Annotated in this window: 17 protein-coding genes; 7 read left to right on the forward strand and 10 right to left on the reverse strand. The window is 62.1% G+C overall.

What is annotated here, in order from left to right:
- The first annotated feature begins 211 nt into the window (after positions 1 to 211).
- Together NKJ72_RS10215 and NKJ72_RS10220 are read left to right on the forward strand one after the other, a co-directional pair.
- Positions 212 to 2,296: a hydantoinase/oxoprolinase family protein gene (locus NKJ72_RS10215; RefSeq protein ID WP_352476916.1), complete on the forward strand. Its 2,085-nt coding sequence runs from the start codon at positions 212 to 214 to the stop codon at positions 2,294 to 2,296.
- Between the two features lies 1 nt (position 2,297).
- Positions 2,298 to 4,040 (forward strand): hydantoinase B/oxoprolinase family protein, encoded by a 1,743-nt coding sequence (locus NKJ72_RS10220; RefSeq protein WP_352476917.1) that lies wholly within the window; start codon positions 2,298 to 2,300, stop codon positions 4,038 to 4,040.
- A 37-nt stretch (positions 4,041 to 4,077) separates the two neighbouring features.
- Here the strand turns inward: NKJ72_RS10220 and NKJ72_RS10225 are convergent, their stop codons facing one another.
- The 4 genes from NKJ72_RS10225 to NKJ72_RS10240 all read right to left on the reverse strand — a co-directional run bounded on the left by NKJ72_RS10225 (position 4,078) and on the right by NKJ72_RS10240 (position 7,370).
- Positions 4,078 to 4,734 (reverse strand): methionine ABC transporter permease, encoded by a 657-nt coding sequence (locus NKJ72_RS10225; protein ID WP_352476918.1) that lies wholly within the window; start codon positions 4,732 to 4,734, stop codon positions 4,078 to 4,080.
- A complete protein-coding gene (locus tag NKJ72_RS10230; RefSeq protein ID WP_352476919.1) occupies positions 4,715 to 5,812 on the reverse strand; it encodes a methionine ABC transporter ATP-binding protein in 1,098 nt (365 codons plus the stop codon). The genes NKJ72_RS10225 and NKJ72_RS10230 overlap by 20 nt, the downstream gene beginning before the upstream one ends.
- Before the next feature lie 100 nt (positions 5,813 to 5,912).
- A complete protein-coding gene (locus NKJ72_RS10235; RefSeq protein ID WP_352476920.1) occupies positions 5,913 to 6,761 on the reverse strand; it encodes a MetQ/NlpA family lipoprotein in 849 nt (282 codons plus the stop codon).
- Between the two features lie 309 nt (positions 6,762 to 7,070).
- Positions 7,071 to 7,370 carry a DUF1236 domain-containing protein gene (locus NKJ72_RS10240; RefSeq protein ID WP_254815751.1) on the reverse strand — a complete coding sequence of 100 codons (300 nt, stop codon included), beginning with the start codon at positions 7,368 to 7,370 and terminating at the stop codon, positions 7,071 to 7,073.
- 202 nt (positions 7,371 to 7,572) lie between these two features.
- On the opposite strand from NKJ72_RS10240, the gene NKJ72_RS10245 reads away from it, so the two are divergent.
- On the forward strand, positions 7,573 to 8,361 hold the full coding sequence (locus NKJ72_RS10245; protein ID WP_254815752.1) for a DUF1236 domain-containing protein: 789 nt from the start codon (positions 7,573 to 7,575) through the stop codon (positions 8,359 to 8,361).
- Between the two features lie 117 nt (positions 8,362 to 8,478).
- Here the strand turns inward: NKJ72_RS10245 and NKJ72_RS10250 are convergent, their stop codons facing one another.
- Entirely contained in the window at positions 8,479 to 8,721 is a 243-nt protein-coding gene (locus NKJ72_RS10250; protein ID WP_254815753.1) for a polymerase, read from the reverse strand.
- A 233-nt stretch (positions 8,722 to 8,954) separates the two neighbouring features.
- Complete coding sequence (locus NKJ72_RS10255; protein ID WP_352476921.1) at positions 8,955 to 9,476, reverse strand: DUF4142 domain-containing protein; 522 nt, start codon at positions 9,474 to 9,476, stop codon at positions 8,955 to 8,957.
- A 309-nt stretch (positions 9,477 to 9,785) separates the two neighbouring features.
- Here NKJ72_RS10255 and NKJ72_RS10260 point away from each other — a divergent pair, with 309 nt between their 5' ends.
- Positions 9,786 to 9,983, forward strand: a complete 198-nt coding sequence (locus NKJ72_RS10260) for a hypothetical protein (RefSeq protein WP_352476922.1) — start codon at positions 9,786 to 9,788, stop codon at positions 9,981 to 9,983.
- 77 nt (positions 9,984 to 10,060) lie between these two features.
- Here NKJ72_RS10260 and NKJ72_RS10265 read toward each other — a convergent pair whose 3' ends face one another.
- Positions 10,061 to 10,372, reverse strand: coding sequence for a hypothetical protein (locus NKJ72_RS10265; protein WP_352476923.1), 312 nt, complete (start codon positions 10,370 to 10,372; stop codon positions 10,061 to 10,063).
- A gap of 298 nt (positions 10,373 to 10,670) precedes the next feature.
- On the opposite strand from NKJ72_RS10265, the gene NKJ72_RS10270 reads away from it, so the two are divergent.
- The gene (locus NKJ72_RS10270) at positions 10,671 to 10,835 is read left to right on the forward strand and encodes a DUF3309 family protein (RefSeq protein ID WP_023677107.1); all 165 of its coding nucleotides are present in this window, start codon (positions 10,671 to 10,673) and stop codon (positions 10,833 to 10,835) included.
- Positions 10,836 to 11,123: 288 nt separating this feature from the next.
- Here the strand turns inward: NKJ72_RS10270 and NKJ72_RS10275 are convergent, their stop codons facing one another.
- A complete protein-coding gene (locus NKJ72_RS10275; RefSeq protein ID WP_254815757.1) occupies positions 11,124 to 11,321 on the reverse strand; it encodes a hypothetical protein in 198 nt (65 codons plus the stop codon).
- A gap of 500 nt (positions 11,322 to 11,821) precedes the next feature.
- On the opposite strand from NKJ72_RS10275, the gene NKJ72_RS10280 reads away from it, so the two are divergent.
- On the forward strand, positions 11,822 to 12,571 hold the full coding sequence (locus NKJ72_RS10280; RefSeq protein ID WP_352476925.1) for a Crp/Fnr family transcriptional regulator: 750 nt from the start codon (positions 11,822 to 11,824) through the stop codon (positions 12,569 to 12,571).
- 167 nt (positions 12,572 to 12,738) lie between these two features.
- Positions 12,739 to 13,266 carry a YciE/YciF ferroxidase family protein gene (locus tag NKJ72_RS10285; RefSeq protein ID WP_254815759.1) on the forward strand — a complete coding sequence of 176 codons (528 nt, stop codon included), beginning with the start codon at positions 12,739 to 12,741 and terminating at the stop codon, positions 13,264 to 13,266.
- A gap of 135 nt (positions 13,267 to 13,401) precedes the next feature.
- Here NKJ72_RS10285 and NKJ72_RS10290 read toward each other — a convergent pair whose 3' ends face one another.
- Positions 13,402 to 14,400, reverse strand: coding sequence for an ATP-dependent DNA ligase (locus NKJ72_RS10290; RefSeq protein WP_352476926.1), 999 nt, complete (start codon positions 14,398 to 14,400; stop codon positions 13,402 to 13,404).
- A 30-nt stretch (positions 14,401 to 14,430) separates the two neighbouring features.
- Complete coding sequence (locus tag NKJ72_RS10295; protein WP_254815761.1) at positions 14,431 to 14,598, reverse strand: hypothetical protein; 168 nt, start codon at positions 14,596 to 14,598, stop codon at positions 14,431 to 14,433.
- Positions 14,599 to 14,666 lie beyond the last annotated feature (68 nt).

Raw genomic sequence — 14,666 nt, forward strand, 5'->3', positions numbered from 1 at the left:
AACCTTCTGGGCCGGCTCAGCGCCGGCGCCAAATCTCCACCTGCGCGCCCGAACCGATCAGGTTCCAGCGTGCCGTTTGCACACTCCGAAGCGGTAAGCTCTTGTGTCCGGAATTTATTAGTATACAAACGATATTTGCGTCAAGACGCCGCCGTAAAACAGCTTTCCAAACTAAGGCATGTAGGCAGTTCGGGCATTTCGGGTTTCGACAATGGGACAGAATTTTTCGGCGCAAGCGCTGGATTCGACTGGCAGCGTCGTCGCCGGCATCGATGTCGGCGGAACTTTTACCGACCTCCTTCTGATCGACGGCCGTGACGGTGGCCGGGTGCACATCGCCAAGACCCCGACGACAGTCGACAACCAGGCGTTCGGCGTCGTTTCGGCACTTGGCGCCACCGGATTTCCGGTCGAGGGCATCGACCTCATCGTGCACGGCACGACGACGACCACCAACGCGGTCCTGGAGCGCCGGCTGGCCAAGACCGGCATGATCACCACACGCGGCTTTCGCGACGTCATCGAGCTTGGCCGGCGGACACGGCCGCAGGCCTATGGCATGACGGGCACCTTCGTCCCGATCATTCCGCGTAATCTGCGGCTCGAAGTGTCGGAGCGGGTCGAGGCCTCGGGCGCGGTGCGCATCCCGCTCGACGAGGCCGAGATGCGGACAGCGGTTTCACAACTGATCGCAGCCGGCTGCGAATCCCTGGTCATCCATTTCCTGCATTCCTACGCCAACCCGGCGCATGAGCGGCGCGCCGCCGAGATAGCGGCCGAGCTTTGGCCGAACGGCTACATCACGACAGGCCACGCCCTGCTTTCGGAAGCGCGCGAATTCGAGCGCGGCGTGACCGCTTCGGTCAACGCCTCGGTGCAGCCGATCCTCGAACGCTATGTCGAGCGGCTGCGCAAGGAGCTGGCGTCAAAAGGCTACGCCCGCGACTTCCTGATCATGAACGGCAATGGCGGCATGATCTCGGCCCGCTTTGTCACACGTGAGTCGGCCAAGACCGTCATGTCCGGCCCCGCTTCCGGTGTCATTGCTGCCGCCTATACCGGCAAACGCGCCGGCTTCGAAAACCTGGTCACCTACGACATGGGCGGCACCTCGACCGACGTGGCGCTGATCCGCAACGCCGAGCCGGCAGTGTCGAACGAGATCGAGATCGAATATGCGATGCCGATCCACGTGCCGATGGTGGCGGTCCATACGGTCGGCGCCGGCGGCGGCTCGATCGCCCGCGTCGATGCGGCCGGCCTGATCCAGATCGGCCCGGAAAGCGCCGGCGCCAATCCCGGGCCAATCTGCTACGGACGCGGCGGCTTGGAGCCGACCATCACCGACGCCAATCTGGTGCTCGGCAGGCTGGCGCCGAAGAAGCTGCTCGCGGTGGAAAACCCGGTCACCGTCGAACGGGTCACCGGCATATTCGAGGACAGGATCGGCCGCGCCACAGGCTTGTCCGGCGTCGAGGCGGCGGGTGCGGTGCTGCGGCTCGGCAACGTGAAGATGGCCGGCGCCATCCGCATGGTCTCGGTGTCGCGCGGCCACGACCCACGCGATTTCGCGCTGTTCGCCTTCGGCGGCGCCGGTCCGCTGCATGCGACGGCATTGGCGCGCGAACTAGGCCTGCCGAAAGTGCTGGTGCCGGCGCGGCCAGGCATCACCAATGCTCTCGGCTGCGTCGTCGCTGATCTGCGCCATGATTTCGTCAACACGGTCAACCAGCCGGTGGCCAATCTCGATGAAACCCAACTCCACGAGACATTGGAACGGCACCGAAACGAAGGCGAGGAGCTGATCGGCAAGGAAGCGGTGAAGCCGGAAGCAATCCGTGTCACGCATTCCGCCGACATGCAGTTCGTCGGCCAGACGCATATCATCAACGTGCCGCTGCCGTCGTCTGCCGTGACACGTCAGGTACTGCAGCAACTGTTCGAGAGTGCCTATTTCGCCCGCTTCAAGGTCGAGCTACCGGAAATCCGCGCCAATCTGGTCAACCTCAACACGTCGGTCACCGGGGTGCGGCCGACGATCGATCTGTCCCGGCTGATCGACCCGGCTGGGCGCGCCAAAACGCTCGAAGGGGCGCGGCGCGAGATCCGGCCGGTCTGGTACGGCGGGCGCTGGTACGATACGCCGGTCTACAGCAGGGAAAAGCTGCCGCTCGACGCAGTCATCATGGGGCCGGCGATCCTCGAACAGATGGACGCCACTACCGTGCTAGAGCCCGGCGACCGGGCGCGGTCGGATGCCGACGGCAACATCATCATCGATATCGGTGAGGCCTGAGATGGCGCAGCTCGACACTATTACGCTTTCGGTCCTCCAGGCGGCCCTGCAGCAGGTCTGCGACGAAATGGACCTGACGTTTTCGCGCGCCGCGTTTTCGCCTGTTATCGCCGAGGCCAATGACCGTTCGGATGGCATCTATTCGGCGCTCGATGGTTCGCTGATCGCGCAAGGCAGCCAGGGCCTGCCGGTGTTCGTCGGCGTTATGCAGTATTCGACCAAAACGGTGATCGAGATGATCGCCGACGGCCGCTGCCTGCCGCCCGAGCCGGGCGATATCTACATCGTCAACGATCCTTATCTCGGCGGCACCCATCTGATGGATGTGCGCTTCGCCATGCCGGTCTACCGGGACGGGAAGATCTTCTGCTGGCTGTCGAACACCGGCCATTGGCCCGACATTGGCGGTTCGGTGCCGGGCGGCTTCTCCGCCTCGGCAACGGCGGTCGAGCAGGAAGGCTTGCGGTTGCCGCCGGTGAAACTGTTCAAGAAGGGCGTGCTCGACCCGGAGATCTACGCCATCATCTCTTCCAACATCCGTGTTGCCGACCAGCGCATTGGCGATATCCGCGCACAGGCGGCGGCACTGCTGATCGGTCAGGACAGGCTCAACGGAATCCTGGATCGTTACGGAGATGAAACGGTTGTCGAAGCGATCGCCGAATTGCGGCGCCGCGCCGCTGAACAGATGCGCGTCAACATATCGGCCATTCCCGACGGGATCTATCGTTCGCTGGCCTTCGTCGATTCAGACGGCGTGGTAAACGAGCCGCTGATCATCGCGCTGGCAGTCGAGAAAAAAGGCGACACGCTCAGCTTCGACTTCTCGGGCTCATCAAAACCCTGCGCCGGGCCGATGAACAGCGTTCTGGCGACGACGTTGTCCTCGGTCTATCTCGCCATGCGCCATATTTTCCCGGATGTGCCGATCAGCGCCGGCGCCTTCGAACCGCTGATCGTCAAGCGGCCGGAAGGCACCTTCCTCGACGCCAAATATCCACGCCCTGTGTCGGGCTGCGCAGCCGAGGTTTCGCAGCGCATCGCCGAGGCGGTGTTCGCGGCGATGGTGCAGGCTCTGCCGGACAGGGTGACGGCGGCTCCGGCTGGCTCCAGCGGCAATTTCGCACTCGGCGGCAACGACCCGGCGCGCGGCCGCGATTATGTCATGTACCAGATCTCCGGCGGCGGCTATGGCGGCAATGCCGGTCACGACGGCCTGACCAATGGCTGCTCGACCATAGGCATCTCCAAGTCGCCGCCGGTCGAAATCATGGAGCAGGCCTTTCCGGTGCTCTACCGCCACTATGCGCTGCGCGAAGGCTCCGGTGGCGCCGGCAAGCATCGCGGCGGTTTCGGGCTCGCCTATGAGGTGGAAATCCTGCGCGGCGACGCACGTGCCTCTTTCGTCATGGATCACGGCCGCTTCGGCCCGCAAGGTGCGCTCGGCGGCAAGGACGGCGCGGTCAACACGGTTGCCGTGTTCCGCGACGGCAAGGAACATGTGCCGCCGCACCTGTCCAAGGAGCAGGACATCGCGTTGAAGGCCGGCGACCGCGTGCGCGTCGGCACGCCGGGCGGCGGCGGCTACGGCGATCCCTTGCAGCGGGACGTCGATCTGGTGGCGAGGGATGTCGCGCTGGGCTATTACACGCCCGCAGAAGCCGCCGAAAAGTTCGGGGTCGCTCTCTCGGCGGATGGATTGGGGATCGACCGGGCAGCCACGGAAAAGAGGCGCGCCGGATGACGGCGCGGCCTCGGATTCCCTCATTTGCGGCCAACAATCAGTTGCGGTGATCCAGCCTCGCGACCAGCCGGTCGCCGGCCCACTGGATGCCGCAGACCAGGACGATCAGGACGATGACCACGGCGATCATGACTGACGTTTCGAAGCGCTGGTAACCGTAGCGGATGGCGAGGTCGCCGAGCCCGCCGGCGCCGATGGCGCCGGCCATCGCCGAGGCGCCGATCAGCGTCACCAGCGTCACCGTGAAGCCGGCGACGATGCCGGGCAGCGCTTCCGGCACCAGCACCTCGCGAATGATCGTCCAGCGGTTGCCGCCCATGGCGCGCGCCGCTTCGATCAGCCCGTGGTCGACCTCACGCAGCGACACTTCGGCGATCCGGGCATAGTAGGGCGTCGCGGCGATCGACAGCGGAACGATCGCTGCCCAAGTGCCGATCGAGGTGCCGACGATCAGCCGCGTCACCGGGATCAGCGCAACCAGCAGGATGATGAAAGGCACAGAGCGGAAGCCGTTGATGACAGCGCCAAGCGCGCGGTTCACCCACAGGTTTTCGGCGATGCCGCCGCGGTCGGTGGCGACCAGCGCCAGGCCGAGCGGCAGCCCGAAAACCAGCGAGATGAGGCCGGAGGCGGCCGTCATCAGGATCGTTTCCCAGATCGAACGGACGAGAAGCTCAAACAGAACCGGCGACATGGCCAAGCACCTCCACCCGCGCTTGGCGGGCTTTCAAGAACGCGATCACCTCTGCCAGGTGAGCTTCATTGCTGCCGGCGACCGCAACGAACAGTGTCCCGACCGGCTGCTGCTGGACGTGATCGATGCCGCCATGCACGAGGCGGAACGAGCCGGGAACTGCCGAGGCAAGATCGGACAAAAGCGGGCTTCGCGCGGCCTCACCGGCCACGTCGATCCTGAGGATCGCCTCCACGCCGGCGTTCCGCGTTAGCCGGCTTGCGATCTCTGCCGGCAATTGCGGCCGGATGCCGCCGAGCAGGCTCTGCGTGATCGCCGACTTGGGGTCCGCAAAAACCGACCAGACCGGGCCTTGCTCGACGATCCGCCCAGCGTCGATCACCGCGACACGATCGGCGATCGAACGGATCACCTCCATCTCGTGCGTGATGAGCAGGATGGTCAGGCCGAGCTGCCGGTTGATGTCTCTGAGCAAGGCAAGGATGGAGCGCGTCGTCTCCGGGTCCAACGCCGAGGTCGCTTCGTCCGACAGCAGCAGCGCCGGGCGCGCCGCAAGCGCCCGGGCAATGCCGACGCGCTGCTTCTGCCCGCCCGACAGCGACGCCGGATAGGCTTTCGCCTTCTCCGACAGGCCGACAAGCTCGAGCAGCTCGGCGGCGCGCGCCAGGCGTTCGGCCCTGGGCCGGCCTTCGATCTTGAGCGGCAGCGCTACATTGTCTTCGACCGTCTTGGCGGACAGCAGGTTGAAATGCTGGAAGATCATGCCGATGCGCCGGCGCAGCGGCTGCAATTCGCGCTCGCCGAGCCGGCTGATGTCGCGGCCTTCGATGAAGACTTGTCCTGAATCCGGCCGCTCCAGGCCGTTCAGGCAGCGTATCAGCGTCGACTTGCCGGCGCCGCTGCGGCCGATGATGCCGAGGATCTCGCCCTGGCGCACGCTGAGCGACACGCCGTCCAGCGCCGCTGTCGCGCCGAAGCGGCGCTTCAGCTCGATGAGACGCACGACATCGTTCGGTCCCGCGGAGCGGCCGCCGACGGGATGCGTGACTTCGGTGACCGAGGCGAAATGCTGGTTCATGAAAGTTCCTGTATTGGTGTCCCGCAAACGCGATCGCGGTCCGCGTTGAAGCGCGGACCGCTTTATCATGCTAGGCTTCAGCGCCCAGTCGAGCTCGGCATCAATAGGCGCTGATGCCGGTTCCCTTGTAGACCCGGTCGAATTCGGCCTTCACCTTTTCGTTCTGATAGGAGGCGACCAATGTCTTTACCCAGGGCTGGTTTTCATTGCCGGCCTTGACCGCGATGAAATTGCGATAGGGATTGTCGGCCACCGCCTCCTGGGCGATGCGGTTCTCCGGTGTGAGGCCGCTCTTAAGCGCCCAATCCGTGTTGACTACGGCCCCGTCGAGGTCTTCCACCGAGCGCCCGACGATGCCTGCGTCCAGCTCCTTGATGACCAAGTGCTTCGGGTTTTCGGCGATGTCGGTGGTCGTCGCAAGAATGCCGGTACCCTCCCTGAGCTTGATCAGATGTTCGCTCTGCAGGACGCGCAGTGCGCGGCCCTCATTGGACGGGTCGTTCGGCACGCCAATGACCGCGCCTTCGGGCAGGTCGGCAATATTCGCGTACTTCTTGGAATAAAGGCCGATCGGCCAGACCCCGGTATAGCCGACCGGGACGATGTGATAGCCCTGCGTCTTGATCTGGTTGTCGAGATAGGGCTTGTGCTGGAAGGCGTTGGCGTCGATTTCGCCACGCTCGAGCGCTTCATTCGGCTGGGTATAGTCGTTGAACACCACGGTCTCGATCGTCAGGCCCCTCTCCACCGCCTGGGCGGTGACGACGCGCCAGACGTCCTCGTCCTCGCCGCTCATGATGCCGACCTTGACCGCCGTCTTGTCCTCGGCGAACGACGGCGCAGCAAGGCTGACAATCGCAACCGCTGATGCGAAAAGTACAGCGAGGCCGGCGCGCCGGCTTATAGTTGCCGAAAAGAATGGAAGCAAAGTGTTGGTGTTCCCAGGCATGGTCAATCCCATCGGTTTTGCAATCGTTGCGGCCAGGCGGAATGCGAAGCCTTGCGGGCATCATCGGAAATGCTGATCGCCAGATCAAAGAACAGTATTTCACACCAGATGAGGAGCCGGGAATATTCTCTCAAAGTTTCTGGTCTGGCGAGCACAGGACCCTGCCGCCTGGCGTGCTGACTCGGCTATGTGGCCCGCCGTGCGTCGGAACGGCGGGCCTTTCTGCGTCGGAATGCCCAACAAGGGCAGCAGTCTGGGATGTCGACAATGCTGGACGCGCCGCATGTCCCTTCAAAGCGACGCGCTTGTTCACTCGATGACCTTCACGATCCTGCGCGTGCCAGGATCGACCAGGACGGTCCGATTGTCGACGACGACGTAGCGGTATTTGACGCTGGGAACTTCATGAAGCTCGACGGTATCGGGCAGTGTCGAGCCGACATTGAGCTCCACGCCGGGAAGCTGGACGGACGCCAGAGGCTGCTTTTTCACATACTCGCGTACGATCGTCTCCTGCTGCGGTTCGATGACCACGTCCTGGGCCGCAGCGGCGCCAACACCCGCAAGCAGCAAGAACCCAGCCGCAGCCGCGGAAAGATGCATTCTCATGATCGTCTCCTTTCGTCGTGAGCCACCTCTGCGCTGCGCCGCGTCATGCCGTTCGCAGCGGGGTCGCTAGGTCGGTAACGTCACCGGGCAAAGCTTGTTCCGCCGCTCGGATCGCTTGCCGTTTCGCTCGGTTAATTTGGAACAAAGTTTTTTAGCCGCAGTTTTACGCGGTGAAGGGACGCATTTTCCAAGGAGATCTCTCATGAAAGGCGTTCTGATCACCAGCATGCTAGCAATCAGCGTCAGCTGCGGAGCGGCACTTGCCCAGACGCAGCAGTCGACCGACGACCAGTCCGGCGCCAATTGCGCAGCCGGCACTGCCAACTGTCCAAATGGCGCAAAGATGGGCGAGCAGGCCCAGGGCAAGGCCGGCGCTACGACTGAACAACAGGCGCAGGGCAACAAAAAGCTGAAGACCGACGAGCAAGCCCAGGGCAAGGCTGGCGCTACGACTGACCAGCAGGCTCAGGGCAAGCCGAAAATGAAGACCGACGAGCAAGCTCAGGGCAAGGCTGGCGCCACGACTGACCAGCAGGCCACGGGCAACACCAAAATGAAAACCGACGAGCAGGCCCAGGGCAAAACCGGAACCACCACTACCGAGCAGGCCCAAGGCAACACGAAAATGAAGACCGAGGAGCAGGCTCAGGGCAAGACTGGGACCACGACCAGCGAGCAAACTAAAGGCAACGCCTCTACGCAGACGCAGGACCAGAGTTCGACCGCTTCCATCAGCAATGTGACCGTTGAACAGAAGACAGAGATTACCCAGGTCATCAAGGAAACGAACGTCCAACCCGTTTCCAATGTCGATTTCGACATCTCTGTCGGCGTCGAGGTTCCGCGAAAGAAGGTCCGGCTACATCGTCTGCCGGCGCGCATCGTCAAGATTGTTCCGGCTTACGAATCCTATGAATATTTCGTGCTGGCCGATGGCCGAATCGTCATCGTCGATCCGAATACCTACAAGATCGTGCTTATCCTGACCTAGTTGTAGCCGGACGGTTTGCAAGACCGTTTGATTGCACCGGTAAGCCCGCGGCGCGACTTGCGCGGCGGGCCTTACCGCATCCCGCTCCACAGCGTTGCAGCGTCTGCAAATCGCAGATCACGGTCCGTCCTCGGGGCGAGGAGCCAGCATGGTCTGATCGATGGTGTCGGGCAGGCATGGACTTGGAGCGCACCTCGTTCGGAATGACGCGGTGGCCATGGCATCAATATTCGGGACCAGCACCATTCTCGCGTAGTGCCGCGGCCACAGCGGTTCTCCAAACAAGATGAAGATGCCGCCAACCATCAGCGCCAGCAACAAGAGCGCCGTTGCGTTTGCAAATATCTCGCCGTAGCGCATGGTAACCTGTCCCGGCCGGAAATCGATTCAGCCTGTGACAGCGGCAATCGGAACGGCGCCGAAACCCAGCTCTACTGCCCTCGGCGCCTCGCGAATGCCGCCTCCCATTGGATCCTCCCGGGAATAGGCCAAGTGAATAACGGCACTCTCGGTACTTTGTTCCCGGGGCCGACGACAGCCGCTCCCTTCAAGCCCGGCGTCTCCGTTGGCGAAACCGCTGGCGGTCGTCGCCCTCATTGATGCGCGGCGGCGAGATCCTTCACGTGACGTTCGTGCATTTGCAGCACCGGCAGCGTCTTTTTGGCAAATTCCTTCATCGCCGGATCGTCGCCGGAATTTGCGTAAGCGGAAAACAGCGCCACCGCTTCCTTATGCGCCTGGGTCTGCATGTCGATGTATTTCGATTGGAAGCTGTCCCCGCTGGCCTCCTTGAGTTGGTCGAGCAGCGCCTGATGCTTGGTGTCCAGCGGCGGGCCGGCTGGCGCGGTGGCCGAAGTCGTCTGACCCTTGCTGAGCGCCGCCTTGAACTCCTCGTCGGCCTTGGTGTGGTCCGTGACCATTTGCGCCGCGAAGGCTTTTACGTCGTCGGCCTTCGCCTGCGTCTGCGCAAGTCGGCTCGATTCGATTTCGAATGTATTGGCGATGGGCACCGTCTTGACGAACGTCGCAGTGTCAACCTTGCTCATGGTGTCGGTCGTTAGAGGCGTCAGCGTCGCCGATTGGGCAAAAGCAACCAAAGGCGCGCCGGCCACCATCGCTGCCGCAGTGACGGATAGAAGTGTTTTCATGGGAGCTCTCCGAGGCTGATGTCATCCCTCGATGGCTCAACGCGGAAGCTGCGGCGAGGTTGCCTGGTCGTGGCGCCAGAGCCGCCGCGACGCCAGACAATAGTTTGGAAACGCAAAACAAAGGACGCCGGCTGCATCCCGCAAATCGCAACGCACGCAGCGAGATCGTACGGATTCGTACAAGCTCTTTCGCTTTGCCGCGGTCTTGCTATCGTCGGTCGGGAGAGATGGGTGGAGGCTTCCGTGGGGCAGATCAAGTCGCCGCTTGGAATCGGTATGGATACCGACAAAGCCATTCATACCGTCATGGCCGACTACCAATCGGGCGATATTCTCTCGACCACCGTCGTCATAGCCGATTTGCGCAGACGCTTTCCCTGGTTCCGGCAAACCGACGAGGAGCTGGTTGGCTTCATCGTTCGCGCGCTGGACGGTCGGCAGATCGCGGTCAGCTTCGACCACCGCGGCCGTTAGGCGCTAATTTGCGGCAAAAACCAACACGCTGCGGAGCCTATGCTCCGCGGCCTGGTCAGGCTGTGATCACCGGGCGCTTACTTGCCGCAGTGGTTGTCGTTCACCGTCGGGGCCATCGTGCCCGGAGCCTTGCCGGTCGCATCGGGCAGGGCCCCCTGCGGGCCTGGCGGGCAATTCCGGTCGGCATTCGAATTCGTCGTTGAGAAATCGCGAATGCTGTTGGTGATGGTCGAATCCGCGCCGGTGTCCGGGCCGCCATTATTCGGGACTACGATCGTCCGCCCGCTGCCGTCGGTAGCGTCCCCGGAGGGATCGCCGACGTTCTGGGCCATCGCTGACGTGGCCAGACCGATCGTAAGCGCGGAAGCTGCGAGAATTTTCGTGAACATGATGCTTCTCCTTTTTACGAGGGTCGTCGCGTTGCGACTAAGAAAACAACCGTTCGGGCGGGCGAAGGTTCCGACAAATTCCCCATGAATTTCAGCATGTTCTCAGGTGTTCAAGGCGGCCGCCATGCCATTCTCCGCAGGCATGCATCTGTGGACTTTTCTGACGGCACGGCCCGGCAGTTTGCTTGTACGCCTTACCGTCCCGCCGGAACAGGAATGCTCCTTGCGAGTTCATACCTTTGTACAATGCGACGCGCTGATGCGAATGGCGGCAGCGCAAACAGGGAGAGCAGACATCATGGGCCTTGGAACCATTCTCATCATCATCTTGGTCCTTGCCTTGCTTGGCGGCTTCAGCGGCTTGGGCGGCGGACCGTTCTATGGCACCGGCTATTACGGTGGTGGCGGCCTCGGCCTGGTGCTGCTTATCGTCATTATCCTGGTCCTGCTTGGGCGCATTTGATGCATGTCGCGCCAAAGCATGCCCTCGGGCTGGCCCGAGGGTGTGCAGCGGTTTTGTGATAACGACATGCATAAAACAGGAACCTAAAGCGCGTCGCATGAGGCCGGTCAAGCGCGACACGCGTTGGTTTCACGCTCGCGACAAACCGCCTGCCGCCTGGTAATAAGCGCCGGGCGTTTTGTCGTGAAAGACAAGATTTCCAAGATCCTTGGCAAACCGGGACCCCGGCTAAAAAGGGCGATTCGGTGCCGAACCTTTCGGCGCCGAGGACGCCACCATAGCAGCAGCTTAGTGTTGGCGATCGGCGGCCAGCGCTTCTTTCAGATCGGCGCTGAGCACACCTTCGTTGAACAGCGACATGATACGGGCTGCCAACCGCTCGCGGACAGGACTGTCGTCCGCAACACCCAACTCGCGGCAGCAGTCGTCGAGCGCTTTTCTCAGCACGCTCAGTTCGGCTGGAGTTGCTGCACCTTGCATCGACATGCCATCCTCCCTTGAAAAGGGCGAAAGCGCGAAGCGTCTTTCAAGCGTCCACTCGCCATGCCTGTGTGGACGACTCCAATTCAATTAGCGCCGCTCTCGTCCAAACTCAATGTACAGAAATTACCAAGCAGACAGTTTGGGAACGACTGTCTCGCACCTGCATTGTTGCTGCGATCCAACCCACCCTCATTTGGATCACTGGGCGTAGCCCACGACGCCCGAATGGAGCCCGTTGCATCCCTCGCGACGGGCTCTTTTGCGCCCGGCGATCTCAAAATTGTCGTTTTCGTACGAAACCGTCTTTGGTACGTTTCCAACTCTAACTTTCAGTCGGATGTTTTCGTAGGCAAGCGGCAGGAGAACTGCCGTGCATCGATTCATTTTTTTATTTAGTAGGCTCCATACCTTTCAGTGCTTATATAAGCGCTATCGTTCGCAGGTTATACCGGGCGCGGACGGCTGGGAGATAAGAAAGCTCTTGCCCTGTTTTGGGCCCAGCTATGTCTGATCCAGCAACTTCCAATAAGAATCCATATTCCAATAAAAATCCATACAAAAACAAGCTGTTGCGCCGACTGAACGCCGGCGATTTCGCTTCTCTCGAGCCGCACATCGAGCGCTGTTCGCTGGAGTTACGGCAATCGCTCGAAGTGTCCGGATCGCCGATCGAGGCCATCTATTTCCTCGAGGAGGGTATCGGTTCCGTGGTTGCGAAGATGCCGAACGGCAGCGATGCGGAAGTTGGCCTTGTCGGCTTGGAAGGTATGACCGGCTCGGCCTTGATAATGGGCGACGACCGTACGGTCCATGATTGCTATGTGCAGCTGGCGGGAGAAGCCGCCAAGATCGACGCCGAGCCGTTCAAAGCGGCGCTGACACAAAGCCCGACGCTGCGGCTGTTCTTGCTGCGCTACGTGCAATATCTGCATGTACAGACTGGCTTTACCGCGCTGGTCAACGCGCGATCGAAACTTGAAGACCGGCTGGCGCGCTGGCTGCTCATGTGTGACGATCGGGTGGACGGCGGCCGGCTGACGATCACTCACGAATTCCTGTCGATCATGCTTGGCGTAAGGCGCCCGGGTGTCACGGTCGCGCTGCAGCTGCTTGAGGGGCGAGGGCTCATCCGGTCCCGCCGCGGCGAAATTATCATCCGCGACCGCGATGGTCTCGTCGCACTGGCAGATGGCGGCTACGGCTTGGCCGAGGCCGAATACATCCGCCTGTTCGAGCATATCGGCGAGCGCTGACGGCGCTTTCCTCGCCGATTGCTGCCGTAAGTCGAGGCCCTTGCGACACCGCACGCGGGTCGGAAAAATTTTCAAAGCTCCCGTAACGTCAGGGAACTTGTTTCCCGTCGAAGGGTTATCGGACACCTCCACTTTGCGAGGCGGCACCAACCATTCGGGAGAGGATCATGGCGACCACGAAAAAGGCCGCGAAGGCGGCAAGCAAGGGCCTTGAGGATCTGTTCCTCGACGGGCTCAAAGACCTCTACTACGCCGAGAAGAAGATACTGAAAGCGCTGCCCAAAATGGCCAAGGGCGCGGAGTCGGAAGAAGTGACCGCCGCTTTCGAGAAACACCGCATGGAAACCGAAGGACATGTCGACCGCCTCGAGGAGGTGTTCGAGAAATTCGGCAAGCCGGCCCGCGGCAAAACCTGTCCGGCAATTGACGGCATCATCGAAGAGGGCTCGGAAATGCTCGAGGAGTATAATGGTGCTCCCGCGCTCGACGCCGGGCTTGTCGGTGCGGCGCAAGCTGTCGAACATTACGAGATCGCTCGCTACGGCACTTTGATCGCGTGGGCGGAAGAACTTGGCAAGAGCGACGTTGTCGAGCTGCTCAGGGCAACTCTCAAGGAAGAGGTCGCGACCGACGAAGCGCTTTCCAAGCTCGGCGAAAGCGGTGTCAACGAACGCGCAATGCAAGAAGCCGCTTGATTTCAAAACCGCAACCGAGCCTCGGAAATGTTGCCAAGGCTCGGTTGGCCGCGGCGAACCGGTGAATTCTGCATTGGTCCGTCATGAACGGTAGAGCGGGCGGCTAGAGCCTTGAAGCGGTGCCTCGGAGCCGACTTACTCGATCTGCTCGAACGTGCATTGCCGGGGCTCCTTGTCCGGCCGCCAGCGCAACAGCTTGGTTCCGTGCCGGAATCGGTCGCCGGTCACATGGTCGAACCGAACCTCGACCACCAGTTCAGGCTTTATCGGTTCCCATTGTCCGCTCCGCTCCGTGCTCCAGCGGCTTGGTCCGCCCGGCGCCTTGCCGGTGAAACCCGGTTTGGCCCGCAGTTTTTCCAGCCGTCTGGTCAATGCTGCCCTGTCGTCCTTGCCGATGGTCGAGGTGAACCCGACATGGTCCAGCCTGCCTTCGTTATTGTAGAGGCCAAGCAGCAGGGATCCGACTTCGTTGCTGCCGGCGAGATAGCGAAAGCCGCCGACCACGCAATCAGCAGTGCGCAGTCGCTTGACCTTGGCCATGGCGCGCTCGCCGGGCCGGTATGGCCCGGCGATCAGTTTGGCAACAACACCGTCGGTGGAGCCGTGGCCGGCGCCCTGCAGCCAGCGCTCGGCGGTGGCGGCGTCGTGCGTATATTTGGACAGGTGCAGTTCGGGCCGTGCCGCCGTCGCGACAAAGGCCTCAATCGCCTGCCTCCTGGTGGTGAGAGGCTCTTCGATGATGATCCTGCCGCCGGGTTCGGCCAGCATATCGAACAGGACCAGCATGGCAGGCGTCTCGAGGCTTAACTTGCGGATCCTGCTTTCGGCGGGATGAAGGCGCATTTGCAGGGCCTCGAACGAGGACGATCCGTCGACCTCGATGACAATCTCGCCATCGGCAACAAACTGTCGCGAGCTCACATCGCGCAGCACCGCGACCATTTCGGGAAAATAGCGGCCAAGCGGCTTGCCGGATTTTGCACGCAGGTCGACCGCATCGTCGCCCTTGAACGCGAGGCAGCGAAACCCGTCCCATTTCGGCTCGTATTGCCAAAGCCCGTCGCCGCCAGGAATTGCATCGGCGGCTTTGGCTTCCATTGGACGAAGGTCGAGCGGCAACGGAAATGCGGTCATGGCTGGTCCGCGCCGCCGCTACGGCATTCGCTAGCGCCGTCGGCCATTCCTCTGTGCCCCGCTTTGCCGCCTCGGCGCCTTGCGGCCGGCTTGGTCGGCCGAAGGCGACAGCGGATCGACCTCGCCGGATCCACCGATCTCCTTGGTGATGCGATAGGCCAGATAAGCGACGGCTCCAGCAAGCAGCAAGCGGACCATGACTGCAAATCCTTCGTTGGCGTGAACCCACCAACCCGCAGGCCGGAGGTTTTGTTCCGCCGCTGCCC

Source organism: Mesorhizobium sp. M0045, from assembly GCF_040323385.1.
Taxonomy (GTDB): Bacteria; Pseudomonadota; Alphaproteobacteria; order Rhizobiales; family Rhizobiaceae; genus Mesorhizobium.